The organism is Rhodohalobacter sp. SW132, from assembly GCF_003390325.1.
Taxonomy (GTDB): domain Bacteria; phylum Bacteroidota; class Rhodothermia; order Balneolales; family Balneolaceae; genus SW132.
Map to the genome: position 1 here is coordinate 286,279 of NZ_QUOK01000004.1, position 13,455 is coordinate 299,733.

At 48.8% G+C, this 13,455-nt stretch carries 11 protein-coding genes; all 11 read left to right on the forward strand.

What is annotated here, in order from left to right; genetic code table 11:
- The first annotated feature begins 132 nt into the window (after positions 1-132).
- On the forward strand, positions 133-270 hold the full coding sequence (locus DYD21_RS21490; protein ID WP_348636183.1) for a transposase: 138 nt from the start codon (positions 133-135) through the stop codon (positions 268-270).
- A 369-nt stretch (positions 271-639) separates the two neighbouring features.
- Entirely contained in the window at positions 640-894 is a 255-nt protein-coding gene (locus DYD21_RS20895; protein WP_147303554.1) for a hypothetical protein, read from the forward strand.
- Positions 858-1,211, forward strand: coding sequence for a hypothetical protein (locus tag DYD21_RS10265; RefSeq protein WP_147303555.1), 354 nt, complete (start codon positions 858-860; stop codon positions 1,209-1,211). The genes DYD21_RS20895 and DYD21_RS10265 overlap by 37 nt, the downstream gene beginning before the upstream one ends.
- A 100-nt stretch (positions 1,212-1,311) precedes the next feature.
- A complete protein-coding gene (locus tag DYD21_RS10270) occupies positions 1,312-1,560 on the forward strand; it encodes a hypothetical protein (protein WP_116036141.1) in 249 nt (82 codons plus the stop codon).
- A 464-nt stretch (positions 1,561-2,024) separates the two neighbouring features.
- Positions 2,025-5,216: a BTAD domain-containing putative transcriptional regulator gene (locus DYD21_RS10275; protein ID WP_116036143.1), complete on the forward strand. Its 3,192-nt coding sequence runs from the start codon at positions 2,025-2,027 to the stop codon at positions 5,214-5,216.
- A gap of 115 nt (positions 5,217-5,331) precedes the next feature.
- Positions 5,332-6,714 carry an FAD-binding oxidoreductase gene (locus DYD21_RS10280; RefSeq protein ID WP_199535500.1) on the forward strand — a complete coding sequence of 461 codons (1,383 nt, stop codon included), beginning with the start codon at positions 5,332-5,334 and terminating at the stop codon, positions 6,712-6,714.
- Between the two features lie 50 nt (positions 6,715-6,764).
- Complete coding sequence (locus tag DYD21_RS10285; RefSeq protein ID WP_116036146.1) at positions 6,765-7,733, forward strand: alpha/beta hydrolase; 969 nt, start codon at positions 6,765-6,767, stop codon at positions 7,731-7,733.
- A gap of 88 nt (positions 7,734-7,821) precedes the next feature.
- On the forward strand, positions 7,822-8,691 hold the full coding sequence (locus DYD21_RS10290; protein ID WP_158551519.1) for an alpha/beta fold hydrolase: 870 nt from the start codon (positions 7,822-7,824) through the stop codon (positions 8,689-8,691).
- 70 nt (positions 8,692-8,761) lie between these two features.
- A complete protein-coding gene (locus tag DYD21_RS10295; protein ID WP_116036152.1) occupies positions 8,762-9,703 on the forward strand; it encodes an alpha/beta fold hydrolase in 942 nt (313 codons plus the stop codon).
- Between the two features lie 61 nt (positions 9,704-9,764).
- Positions 9,765-11,876, forward strand: a complete 2,112-nt coding sequence (locus tag DYD21_RS10300) for a PQQ-dependent dehydrogenase, methanol/ethanol family (RefSeq protein ID WP_116036154.1) — start codon at positions 9,765-9,767, stop codon at positions 11,874-11,876.
- 259 nt (positions 11,877-12,135) lie between these two features.
- Positions 12,136-13,443, forward strand: coding sequence for an IS1380 family transposase (locus tag DYD21_RS10305; protein WP_116036156.1), 1,308 nt, complete (start codon positions 12,136-12,138; stop codon positions 13,441-13,443).
- The last annotated feature ends 12 nt before the right edge of the window (positions 13,444-13,455 follow it).

A 13,455-nucleotide genomic window follows, 5' to 3' on the forward strand; every position in this document is an offset into this window, starting at 1 on the left:
AGTATCCACCCGACCAACTACATAATGAATAGAGCCTACCGGTTGACTATGGCTGGGGCTGGCTGAAGTTCTGAGGATAGAGAGAGCACATGTCGTTGTATTTGGTCTGCAGGATGTTGGCCAACACATGGTATCCACACGGAGTATACCCCAAACACATCGATAAGCCAATTAGTGAAACTAATGAAATGGCGAACCTCGAGAATGCTTCAAAAAATTCCTAAGCTAAAGAAAAGGTACTGGGGCAAGGCGACAGGCAACGGGATATGAAGTGCATAGAGTACAGAAAATATGGAGCCATACTGGAGAAAATAAAAAGGACTCAGGTGATCCTTTTCGCTAACTTCATCAAGCTTGGACTAAGCTTTGAAGTTGTTTTATTAAGAGTCGGATGCCAATGATCTATATTATCGATCAAATAAAGCTAGGATAAATTTTGTACAAACTTTTTGTTCAAATTGAGGTACTTAAATGGGAAAAAGTTTTTTCAAAAAAAGGAAAAGTATTAACCCAAAATTGTCATTAGGATGATTTTCTAATGACCGCCATTAGGAATTTACAGCTGTAAGTTACTATTATTTGGGTTGTTAGTTGTGCAGTCTTCTCTCCTGTTCACCCGTACGCTTTCCTTACACGCCAATGGACTTTAATATTGCTTTTACCGATAAAGAAATCACCCCCTGGGGCGGCATTCTTTTGATGAAAAAGATGCTTGATCGTATGGATTTTGATGGATGCCCGGACAGGCTGCCCCTGCTGGCTCAGGGATCCAACCGGGGGTACTCGCCACACCAGTTAATCAAGCAGTTTATGTGCGGGGTGAAGGTTGCGGAGAACCGGATCTTTTTAATGACGATGTGGGTGGATCCGTTCTTTATGCAGCCGGCCATGTGATCGGAACAAACGGCATGGGGAACTTTGCCGGATCACTGCGTACCGATGATATAAGTGGATGCCAGGCTCCCTGGAATGCGTTTGATTTGGAGCTGATAGAACAAGAAGGAGAACTTGACATGTGCCGTGAAGGATTGGTTGACCCACAGTCAGCCGAAATTCACCTGGTCATTCGGACACACGGGGAGAAAATTCCGGGAATGGTTAATGAACAGATCAACACCTATGCAGGCGGTTGTACTGCTGAAAGTTCATTTGGCGCCAGCAACGGGCCCAATGAGTGTGCGGATCAGCAGTTTGCAATTCACACCCCATAATCAAATGATTCAAAATCAATAAGAGCAATGGGTTATACTTCAATTAAATATTCTATTTACGAAGTATAATCCTTTCTTTAATCAAAAAACAATACGAACCATGGTTGCAGAGGCAGGGTTTGAGGATATTCAAATTCATCTTGACATCATCTCCATGCGATATCCGTCACCCGAAGAGTTTCTGAGACGCGAAGCTGCCAGTTCACCACTCGCCGAAGAGATCGAAACAATGGATCCGGAGATACGAAAGAAGCTGGTTACTGATTTGAAACACTCTCTTGAAGTTTATACAGACGACCGGGGAGTGGTTTTTCCTATGGAGACTTTCATGATTATTGCTCAGAAATAAGAATAGTTTTATAAGATTGAACATTGATCAGAGGCATTATCATGAGTTAGTTTTTTAACCATTCCTCTCCTCATTCCTTATTTGGCCTTCCGGTTAAAGTTCATTGTAATCTATCTGGAAATTCTGATAAAAATGATAGTAAAACTGGGGATTTTTGGCTTAATATTAATAGAATAGACATCGATTAGCGGTTGAACATATGACAGTAGAGAACCTGCGAGATTCTGCCAGGTCTTAGGAGAGTTTGATGTATTGATTCGCGACTCATTCCGTCCCGATAAGATTATTGGGATAGAATGGTTGTTTTACTCGATATATCAACCGCTAAACGTGACTATTAAGTATCACGGGCTTCAAAGGCGACGATGGCCAGAAACCCGGAACCTTGCATAGATGTATTTTGGAGAACAAGGAATAGGGCGAGTTCATACAGCTAAAGCTGACCAAACGGGTGCTAAACAACCATGAATAGCAATCTTCAAATCCGGCTTTTCGGTGCTTTTCATGTAATTTGTGAAAACAAGCCAGTACCCGGTTTGCACTCGATGCGGCTGCAAACATTATTGGTATATCTGGTTTTAAACAGAGGTTCACCCCAATCTCGCCAACACCTCTCCTTTTGTTTTTGGCCCGATTCAACCGAAGCACAGGCAAGAACCAACCTGAGACAGTTGCTGCATCGCCTGCGTAAGGCCATTCCTGATAACGATCGGTTTTTACTCTTAGACAAACAAACCGTTCAATGGAACCCCGAAAGCCCTTTTACCCTGGATGTGGCTGATTTTGAGCATGCTATCGACCAGGCAAAAAAGTTGGCAGATCAGCATGATCCTGCTGCAATGGCCAGGTCATTTGAGAAGGCTGCCGAACTCTACCGGGGCGATCTCTTTCCCGAATGTTACGAGGCGTGGATTGAGCCTTTCCGCACCGCTCTGAAAAAAAAATACACCGCGGCACTGCAAAAGCTAATCGAATATTTTGAAAACAACAGGCGCTATCAAAAAGCGATCAATTATGCCGAACGACTGCTAAATTGCGATAACCTGCAAGAAAAAACCTGGGAAGATCTGATGCGCCTACACGCGCTGAACGGTGACCGCTCAAAAGCACTCCGGTTATACAAAGAGTGTGAAGAGGTGCTTCAACAGGAACTCGCCGTTGAGCCTGCCCCGGAACTCCAAAAAACAGCCGAACGCCTGGCCGACGGAGAAATACCCGGTGGAGATGAATCGGATAAAGAACCCAAAACCGGAAAACAGCTTTCACCGGATTGGGATCTGGTGGGGCGAAAACATGAATGGAAAACCCTGCTTCACAACTGGAAGCAGGCATTGAATGGGGCTTGCCGGTTTGTCTGTATATCAGGAGAGCCGGGGATCGGAAAATCCCGGCTGGGGCTGGAATTGCTGCATAACGTGAGAAGGCAGGGATATACAGCGGCCTATTCCAGATCTTATGAAACTGCGGGAATGCTCAGTTACGGGCCGGTTGCCGGTTGGCTGCGTGAAGAAGGGTTTTACAAGCTATGGCCACGGCTGGATCCTGTTTGGCTAAAGGAATTAGCGCGACTGCTGCCTGAGCTGCTGGTTACCTTTCCCGAGCTTCCGCATCCCGGCCCTCTCAGTGAAAAATGGCAGCGGCGTCATTTTTTTGAAGCACTGGCAAAAGCGTTTCTATCCGAAGATAAACCCAAACTACTTTTCCTGGACGATCTTCAGTGGTGCGACCGGGAAACCCTGGAATGGCTGGCCTATCTGTTTCATGTTGAGGAATCAGCGAAGCTGATGGTAATCGGGACCCTCCGTCCGATGGAAGGAGCGGCCAATGAATCCCTCCAAAACCTACTGACTGAATTGCGCAGCGCCGGCAGTATGACAGAGATCAATTTGGACGGCCTTGTCGAATCGGAGTCTTTGGAACTGGCCGCTCAGGTGATCGGGAGTGATATGAATCCCAATCCGCATATTTTTAGAGAAAGTGAAGGAAATCCCCTCTTTGTTGTGGAGATGATCAGACAGGGGTATTTCAGGGGCGTGGAGTCCGGTTTTGAGAAACAGAAACCATTGGCTGATTTGGATTCAGAACACTATAGCGAATCTATGCCACTTCCTCCGAAAGTAAATGCCATCATTTCCGCCCGGTTTGAACAGCTAACCGAAAAAACCCGCGAGTTGATGTGGCTGGCCGCAGCCATCGGGCGTGAATTCAGATTTGATATCCTTGTGTATGCCTCCGGTCTGGAAGAGCCGGTTATCATTCGGTCACTGGAAGAACTTCTGCACCATCATATCATCAAAGAATTACGTTCCGGGGGGTACGACTTCAGCCACGATAAGCTGCGCGAAGTTGCTGCCCGTACCATGACCAACACCCGGAAACGATATCTCCACAAACAGATCGCCGGGGCAATTGATGCCCTTCACAGCCATAACCTGAATGCCGTCAGCAGCCGGCTGGCTTTTCATTACGACCGTGCCGGTATGGTGGAGAAGGCCATTGCCTGGTACCAGACTGCCTCCGAACATGCCCGAGAGATCTATGCCAATGAAGAGTCCGAAATGCTGTTAAAACGGGCAGTTGAAATGCTAAACGAACTCCCGGAAGGGGATGAGCGTAATCGGCTGGAACGCGACCTTCAGACGGGGCTTGTACTCACACTGTTTCATATAAAAGGATACGGAGCGGATGAAGTCCTGGAAGCATGCGACCGGATCTTTTCCTTATCTGAAAACTTGAATGAGCGGTCTCCATTCCCTGTCAAACGGATTTATGCCATTTCCATCTTAGTTCATGGCCGTATCGAAGAATCCGTACAGATCGGCAGGGAGTTATATGACCAGGCCATATCAACCGGAGACAACATCGAACGTGTGGAAGCCTGTTATGTTTTGGGTGTAACACTTAGCAGGCAGGCCAGATTCGCTGAAGCCAAAAAATTTTTCCAGGAAGGGCTGGACTTGTATAATCCCGGGGATCAGCAAGAGCACATTCTCCGATTTGGCCAGGATCCTTCTGTCGTCTGTATGGTTCGCCTGGCTATGGCGGAATGGCTGGCCGGAGACAATGAAAAATCACAAAAGCTTGGAGATGAAGCTCTGCAACAGGCAACAAAAATAGATCACCCGTATACCCTGAATTATGTGAAGACCCACTTTGCCTGGCTCTGTAATCTTTCACACGATGTAAACGCCACAATAAAATTATCTGAAGAAGTTTTGGCAACCTCAAGCGATCATAGCTTTCCGGATTTTATGTCAATTTGTGAAATACTCAATGGGTACTCACAACATCGTTTGGGTTTTAAAGAAAAAGGAATTAATGGGATGCTGGAGGGGCTGCGGTTACTTGACCTTGCAGAAATTGGGATCGATCGTCCGTATTTCAGCAGCCTGGTTGCAGATGCGTTAAGTGATCAGGGAGAATGGGAGGAAGCGATGGCCATTTCGAACCGGGCTGTAAAAGAAAGTGAAGAGACCGGTTATCAGTGGATGCTGCCGGAGATATACCGAATCAGAGGGAATATTTACCTGAGAAAAAGTCCGCCGGATCTGGTGAACGCTCAAAAGAAATTACGAAAGGCCGTCTCCAAAGCCCGGAATCATAAAATGCCATTTCTTGAGCAGCGTGCCCGGGCCAACCTGAAAAATATACAATGAGAATCCAAAAAAATTCCTGACGAAATTGAGCTAAATGGTTCCATATAACGATCACAGAACGATAAACATTTAAATTTCGGAAGCTGTTCAACCCAAAAACTTAACGGAGATCAAAATGAATAAAAACAATGTTGAGAACCTGAAAACTGCACTAAGGGGAAAACTCGTTCAGCCGGGTGACACTGAATATGATGAAGCAAGAAAAATATATAATGAAATGATCGACCGGGAACCCCGGTATATCATCTATTGCCAAAATACATCGGATGTGATCTCAGCCGTCAATTTTGCAAGGGAAAACAGTATTCGAACCTCCATTCGCAGTGGCGGTCACAACGGCCCCGGGCTGGCGTTGGTGGACGACGGTCTGGTGATCGATCTTTCAAGAATCGACTTTACTCATGTCGATCCACAGAAAAAAACGGTGCTGGTCGGAGGCGGCGCCACCTGGGGGCAGGTCGATCACGCCACCCACGCATTTGGCCTGGCTCTGCCAAGCGGGATTGTATCTACAACCGGTGTCGGAGGGCTTACCCTGGGCGGCGGTCACGGCTACCTGACCCGAAAGTACGGTCTGACCATCGACAACCTGCTAAGTGCAGACGTGGTACTGGCCGACGGTAGTTTCGTCCACGTAAGCAAAGACGAAAACCCGGATCTGTTCTGGGCTTTGCGCGGCGGCGGCGGCAACTTTGGTGTGGTTACTTCCTTCGAATATCAATTACACCCTGTCAAAAATGTCGTCGCAGGCCCCCTGTTCTGGCCTATCGACAAACTGGAGCCCACCCTGAAGTGGTACCGGGAGTGGCTGCATCAACTGCCGGAGGATGTGTATGCTTTTTATCTGACGGCCGCCGTTCCCGCGGGCGATCCCTTCCCCCAGGCAATCCACGGCGAGAAAGTATGCGGGTTGCTCTGGTGCTATACCGGGCCGGAAGATCAATTTGACGGCTTCATTCAACAGGCACGTGATGTTGCCGAACCGCTGTTTGAATTCACTCCGGAAATGCCTTACCCGGCGCTACAAAGTATGTTCGACGGACTCTATCCCCCAGGCTACCAGTTGTACTGGAAAGGCGATTTTGTAAAGGAGATCCCGGATGAAGCCGTTGCCGAACACCTTCGGTTTGCAGAGGTACCCACCCCACTATCAACCATGCATCTTTATCCGGTAGATGGAGCTGCACATAAACCCGATAAACATGATACCGCCTGGAATAATCGCGATGCTATCTGGTCGATGGTGATCGTAGGAGTGGATCCGGACCCGAAAAACAACGAAATGATGACAAATTGGGCCCGGGATTACTGGGAAGCCCTTCATCCTTACACCCTCGGTGGGGCCTACATTAATTTTATGATGGAGGAAGGAGAAGATCGCATCAAAGGTACCTACGGGGATAACTATGAAAGGCTTCAGAAAGTGAAAGACAAATACGATCCGGATAATTTTTTCAATGTGAATCAGAATATTGAGCCGGCATCGATTTCGGTTTAATGAAGCCTCTACGTAACTGATTTCTCATAAAGAAGAAAAAAGGTTAAACGATGAAAAAAGTACTTTTTGGTTTATCAGGATTCATTGGTTTGGTAATCGTTATTCTCGCAGTAATGATTGCCTGGCCAATGTATGAACCGGACTCGGATCAGACGATTGAACTAATACCTGCAGAGAGATTGTCTGAAGTAAAACCGGGCTCCTACTATACCGCACGTGACGGAGCTGAACTGCCGCTCAGGGTTTATCCATCCGAAGAGGATGAACTTGCACTGATTCTTCTGCATGGTGGAGGCGGCTATGGGGTTTATATGCATGAGATAGCCTCTTTTTTGTCAGCTGAATCGGTTGCTAGTGTATATGTACCGGATCTGCGCGGGCATGGTGAAACCCCAGGACGGCGGGGTGATATCAAATACGTTAATCAGCTTGAGGACGATCTTGCCGACCTTATCGCGGACGTAGGAGAACAGAATCCGCAGGCAAGAGTAGTCGTTGCCGGCCACTCTGCCGGCGGGGGCCTGGCGATACGTCTGGCAAGTGGTGAACAGAATATGGGTGTTGACGGATATTTGTTGCTGGCACCATTTCTCGATAAAGATGCACCTACAATACGTGAAAATTTTGGCGGATACTCACATGTCCGCCTGCCGAGAATAATCGCTTTAAACATATTGAATAACTTTGGTTTCACGGCATTGGATGGACTTGAGGTTGTTTACTTCAACAGGCCTCAGTTCTATCGAACGGATTATCACACACTGAGCTGGTCATGGCGTATGGCACAGGGTTTCGGGCCCCGGAACTATGAAAAAGATTTGGCAGAGATCGACAAACCCATGCTCCTGGTGGTTGGAGAACAAGATGATACGTTCTATGCCGAAGAATTTCCCGCGGTGATGGAGGAGTATGCTTCGCATGCGGAAGTAGTGATTATACCCGGCCTGAATCATGTCGAAGATATACTTCGGGATGAAAATACTATTCAATTATATGCGGATTGGCTGCAGAATTTATAGGATTCTAACATACAGAGGTATGAGGGTTTATATTATTTAAAATCATCACTTTATGTCTGTTAGCATCATAATAAATAGGAAGAATAGCATGAGATACTCAATAAAAAACAACACAATCATTAACTCAACCATAATATTAATAACACTATTAATCTTTAGCGATTATCCGCTAAATGCGCAGGAATCTCATAAAGTAATAACTCCCGATGGCGCGGAGATCTATTATCGTGTGTGTGGGGAGGGCCCGCCTCTCTTACTTGTACACGGCTTTTTAGCCACCGGCGAACTTTGGGAACCATTCTTGGATGATCTTGCATCGTCGTACACCGTGATTGTACCCGATATGCGGGGGCATGGGAGATCAAGTAATCCGGACGATACATTTATCCACAAAAAAAGTGGTGGGGATATGCTTGCGGTATTGGATGACCTTGGCATCGAGGAGGTACAAGCTGTCGGGTTCAGCAGCGGTGCAATGAGCTTGATACATGCTGCAACCTTGCAGCAGGACAGGTTCAAGTCTCTTGTCCTGCTCGGCGGTACAACACATTTCCCGGAAACGTCACGAGCTATTCAGCGAAATGTCAGACTCGAGGGGTTTCCTCCGGAAGTTCTTACGCTGTTACGACGGTGGCATCCGGGTAATGATGAACAAATCCGGGAATTGTCAGCGAATTTTCGTGATGTGGCAGCGAATTATCGGGACATGAACTTCACGGAACCATTAATGGGGACAATATCGGCAGAAACCCTGATTGTGCATGGTGACCGCGATGAACATTTCCCAATGGAAATTGCAGTGCGTATGTATCGGGCAATTCCCGATGCCTATCTCTGGATTGTACCCAATGGAAATCACGGCTTACTATTCGAGGGATGGGGCGGTTCTTTCCCCGGTTCCGGGGAATTTATTCACGTGATGCAGGAGTTCCTTTCTGGCGAGTGGTCGCAACAATGAATGGCAATAGACAAAAAAAGAAAATCCCCCAATAAGAATATCAATCTGTTATCCAAAAAGGAGAACAATCATGACTTACTTAACCAAAACTTTTTCAATAACCATCCTCATGCTGCTGTTCGCGGTCGCTGGGTGTAGTAACGATAACGAGGTTGAGGCGGATTCCGGCGAAATCGTGACCGAAGAACAGGAAACCGTTGTAGCTTCTGATGACCCTGAACAGAAGACCGTCCGCTCAGCCGATGGCACCCGCATCGCATACACCAAAGTCGGATCGGGCCCGGTACCATTGGTAATGGTCCATGGTGCTCTTAACAGTAGTAAACAGTGGACACCTGTTGCCGGGAAGCTGTCAGAGTTGTCTGACCAATTCACTTGCTATGTGGTTGACCGATGGGGGCGCGGTGGAAGCGAGGGCCGCCCTGAATATTCACTGGAACACGATGTAAACGATATTATTGCAGTGCTCGAAGAAGCCGGTCCCGATACTTACCTATTGGGACATTCTGGGGGAGCTATTATTTCACTCGAAGCAGCAAAACGTGCACAGATCGCAGGCCTGATTTTGTATGAACCGCCTTTACATGGATTTCATGGAAAATTTGTGGATGACATCTGGGAGCGAATCCATAGTGCAGCTAAGGATGGGCGTTATGAGGAGTCATTGGTAATTTTTCTCATAGAAGAGGCAGGGGTTCCGGCTGAGGCGTTGTCAGAAATGCAAACAACCCCCCATTGGGATCACCTACTCGAGCATACGCCGCACACCGTAGCCGAAATAGAAGCGCTTGTAGATGCACAATTTGAAGTGGACCGGTACAGTGATATATCCGTACCGACGCTTTTGCTGGCGGGAACCGAAACTGCAGATCATCCGTCATTTGCAACTCAGGCACTCGATGACCTGTTACCAAATGCCCGGACTGCGTGGCTTGATGGTGAGGGTCATGCAGCTAATGAAACTTCTCCCGAATTGGTTGCACAAGAGATTATTGAGTTTGTAGACAACTAAGTTAGCGGCGCGTCATGATTATCTCTCAAGGGGATGATAAATAATAAAAAACTTTCTCACTATGAAAACAGGAAATCAAACCTACTCTAAGAGATACCCTCTTTTATTCACTTCAATTTTAATTATCGTTGCATCATGTGCCGATGATCCGGAAATATTTCCGGCATCAGAATCAGTAGTCAACACGGAGCGGATTATGGCTGCTGCGGTTGAACCGGGCAACTGGCTGACCCACGGCGGATCGTACAACGAACTTCGGTTCAGCGAACTTGATCAAATCAACCGGGAGAATGTAGACCGGCTTGGCCTGGCCTGGAGCTATGACTTTTCAATGCGCGGGGGTGTGCAGGCCACACCGTTGGTAGTGGATGGAATTATGTATCTGACTGGCCCGTGGAGTACGGTCTATTCGATGGATGCCCGAACGGGCGAACTTTTATGGCAGTACGACCCGGATGTGCCGCGGCTTCAGGGGCTTAAACTATGCTGTGGGATGGTAAACCGTGGAGCGGCACTCTATGAAGGAAAAGTATATGTAGGAACGCTGGATGCCCGGTTGATTGCACTTGATAAAGAAACCGGGGAGTTGGTGTGGGAAACGGTAACAGCAGATGCTGATATTGGATATTCAATTACCGGCGCCCCGCGTGTGTTTAACGGAAAGGTGGTGATTGGCAACGGCGGGGCTGAATTTGGCGGTGTACGCGGATATGTAACCGCCTACGATGCAGAGACGGGAGATCAGTTGTGGCGCACCTATACGGTGCCTGGGAACCCGGCAGATGGATTTGAGTCAGACGCCATGGAATATGCCGCTGAAACGTGGACCGGAGAATGGTGGAAATTTGGAGGCGGTGGAACCGCTTGGGATTCCATTGTCTACGATCCTGAACTCGACCTGCTGTATGTGGGAGTAGGAAACGGTTCGCCATGGAACCGTCTGGTACGCAGCCCCGATGGCGGGGACAACCTGTTTCTGGCTTCAATCATGGCACTTGATCCGGATACCGGTGAACTCGTATGGTATTATCAAAACACACCCGGTGAAACCTGGGATTTCACGGCCACACAGCCGATGATCCTCACCGGCCTTGAAATTAATGGTGAGGAGCGGCAAGTGCTTATGCAGGCTCCGAAGAATGGATTTTTTTATGTGCTCGACCGCGCTACCGGGGAGCTAATTTCGGCTGAACCTTTTGTTCCCGTCAACTGGGCCAGCCACTTAGACATGGAAACCGGCAGGCCTGTAGAGCTGCCGGAGGCGCGTTATGAGGATGCGCCCTTTATCATGACACCCAGTCACCTTGGAGGACACAACTGGCACCCGATGTCTTTTAACCCGCAAACAGGCCTCGTTTACATTCCTGCCCAAGTGACTTGGAGGAGGTATGCACATGATACGGAGTTCGCATTTAGGGAAGGAGAGATTGCTCTGGGAGTAGCGAGCTCACGTGAACCGACACCCCCGTCAAGTGGGCATCTGCTTGCCTGGGATCCAGTGGAACAAGAAGAACGATGGCGTGTCCCTCGCGAGGACATGTTAAATGGAGGAGTACTCTCTTCCGCCGGAGATCTTGTTTTCCAGGGCCGGGGAAGCGGGGAATTTTCCGCATACGATGCGTACAACGGAACACTATTGTGGGAGTATTCATCCGGGCTCGGCATTATTGCACCGCCAGTAACCTACAAAATTGATGGTACACAGTATGTGACCGTGGCGGCAGGTTGGGGTGGAATGGGTCCCATGGGCCGGATAACAGCCCCGCCGGGTGAAGCATCGAACTACGAACAGCGTGGCAGGGTCATGACTTTCGCTCTCGACCACGACGAGCCCCGCCCGCCGCTCAGCCCGAGTGCTAAGATACCCGATCCGGACGAGCTTGATCTTGACGTACTCGGACTCCCGGATGACACAAGTTCTTTAGAGCGTGGAGAAACCCTCTTCGCTGCCAGCTGTTCTCATTGCCACGGGCCAACAGGCGATGCCCGGGGCTCCATGCCAAGCCTCTTGCGAATGCCGGCCGAATCTCACCAGGCATTTCAGCAGATTGTCAGGCAGGGTATTTTTGAGCCGATAGGAATGCCTGATTTTGGCGAGCGCCTATCCGAAGAAGAGGCAACACTTATACACGCCTGGATCATCTCGGAGATAGAAGCAAGCGCAGATAATTAAAACCTGAGTTTCTTTCACGATCAGTCTTTACTGCACCATTTACACCTCAACAGTACAACGTAACTTTAGTATAGTAGAGTCCCACACCCAAAAAATTTCGCTTTTAACCCAAAATTGTCATTAGGATGATTTTCTAATGACCGCCATTAGGAATTTACAGCCGTAAGTTACTATTATTCGGGTTGTTAGTCGTGCATATTCGGGTTGTTAGTCGTGCATTCTTCTCTCCTGTTCACCCGTAAGCTTTCCTTACACGCCAATGGACTTTAAAATTGCTTTTACCGATAAAGAAATCACCCCCTGGGGCGGCATTCTTTTGATGAAAAAGATGCTCGATCGTATGGATTTTGATGGATGCCTGGACAGGCTGCCCCTGCCGGCTCAGGGATCCAACCGGGGGTACTCGCCACACCAGCTGATCAAACAGTTTATGTGCAGTGTGTGGTGCGGAGCCAACCGGTTTGAACACACCGAGGTCACCCGGGCCGACGAGGTCGTGCGCCAGCTTTGGGGTTTTCAGCGTATGGCCGGCCATAAAGCCTTTCAGCGGTATTTTGCCAAGTTTGATCAGGGTGATAATCAGCGGGTGTTTACGCAGATGTACCAGTGGTTCTTCAGCCAGCTGCAGTTCGATAAGTACACCCTGGATGTAGATTCCACGATCCATACGCGCTACGGGAATCAGCAGGGAGCCAAAAAGGGATACAATCCCCGCAAGCCGGGCCGCCCTTCCCATCATCCGCTGATGGGGTTTGTGGCCGAGACGAACATGGTGGCCAATTATTGGCAGCGCAGCGGCGATGCTCACACGGCCAATAATCTGGAGGGGTTCCTGGCCGACACGGTCAGCAAGCTGGCAGGCAAAACTATTGGCTTGCTGCGCGCCGACAGCGGTTTTTACAGCAAATCGGTCTTTGACTACCTGGAGGGCGAGGCCATTGACTACATTGTTGCCGCACCGATGTACGCCCCGCTGCAACGACTGCTGGGCGGCCACAAGACCTGGTGGCGCCTGGCCGATGGGCTGGAGATTGGCGAGTCGGTCTACCAGAGCCCGCTGTGGCAGGCGCCTCGCCGGGTGGTGATGGTTCGCCAGCACGTGCCCACACGCCCTAAAGCCACAGGGCGTCAGCTGCGGCTGTTTGCCGAGCAGGGAATCTGCAAGAACTATCGCTACAGCTGTTATATCACCAGCCTGGATCTGTCGCCGGAGCTGGTCTGGGAGCTGTATAAAAAACGCGCGGATGCTGAAAACCACATCAAGGAGCTCAAATACGACTTTGGGTCCGGCAGCTTTAACATGCAGGGATTTTTTGCGACCGAAGCAGCCTTAAACGTGGTGATGATGGCGTACAACTTCATTAGCCTGTTCCGGCAAGTGATCCTTCAGTCAAAAATAAACCATCAGCTAAAAACCCTGCACTACCAGATCTTCAACATTGGTGGGTATCTGACCAAAAACGGAAACCAGAGGATACTGAATCTATCGCTGGCCATGAAACGCCGCGAATGGTTTACCGGACTGTGGATGAACACCAGCAAATTCACCGTACCCCTGAGAATCTAAATCTCTGATGAC

Coding starts and splice junctions, on each gene's coding strand:
- DYD21_RS20895 (WP_147303554.1), top strand. CDS start 640: ATGGACTTTAATATTGCTTTTACCGATAAAGAAATCACCCCCTGGGGC.
- DYD21_RS10270 (WP_116036141.1), top strand. CDS start 1,312: ATGGTTGCAGAGGCAGGGTTTGAGGATATTCAAATTCATCTTGACATC.
- DYD21_RS10275 (WP_116036143.1), top strand. CDS start 2,025: ATGAATAGCAATCTTCAAATCCGGCTTTTCGGTGCTTTTCATGTAATT.
- DYD21_RS10280 (WP_199535500.1), top strand. CDS start 5,332: ATGAATAAAAACAATGTTGAGAACCTGAAAACTGCACTAAGGGGAAAA.
- DYD21_RS10285 (WP_116036146.1), top strand. CDS start 6,765: ATGAAAAAAGTACTTTTTGGTTTATCAGGATTCATTGGTTTGGTAATC.
- DYD21_RS10290 (WP_158551519.1), top strand. CDS start 7,822: ATGAGATACTCAATAAAAAACAACACAATCATTAACTCAACCATAATA.
- DYD21_RS10295 (WP_116036152.1), top strand. CDS start 8,762: ATGACTTACTTAACCAAAACTTTTTCAATAACCATCCTCATGCTGCTG.
- DYD21_RS10300 (WP_116036154.1), top strand. CDS start 9,765: ATGAAAACAGGAAATCAAACCTACTCTAAGAGATACCCTCTTTTATTC.
- DYD21_RS10305 (WP_116036156.1), top strand. CDS start 12,136: ATGGACTTTAAAATTGCTTTTACCGATAAAGAAATCACCCCCTGGGGC.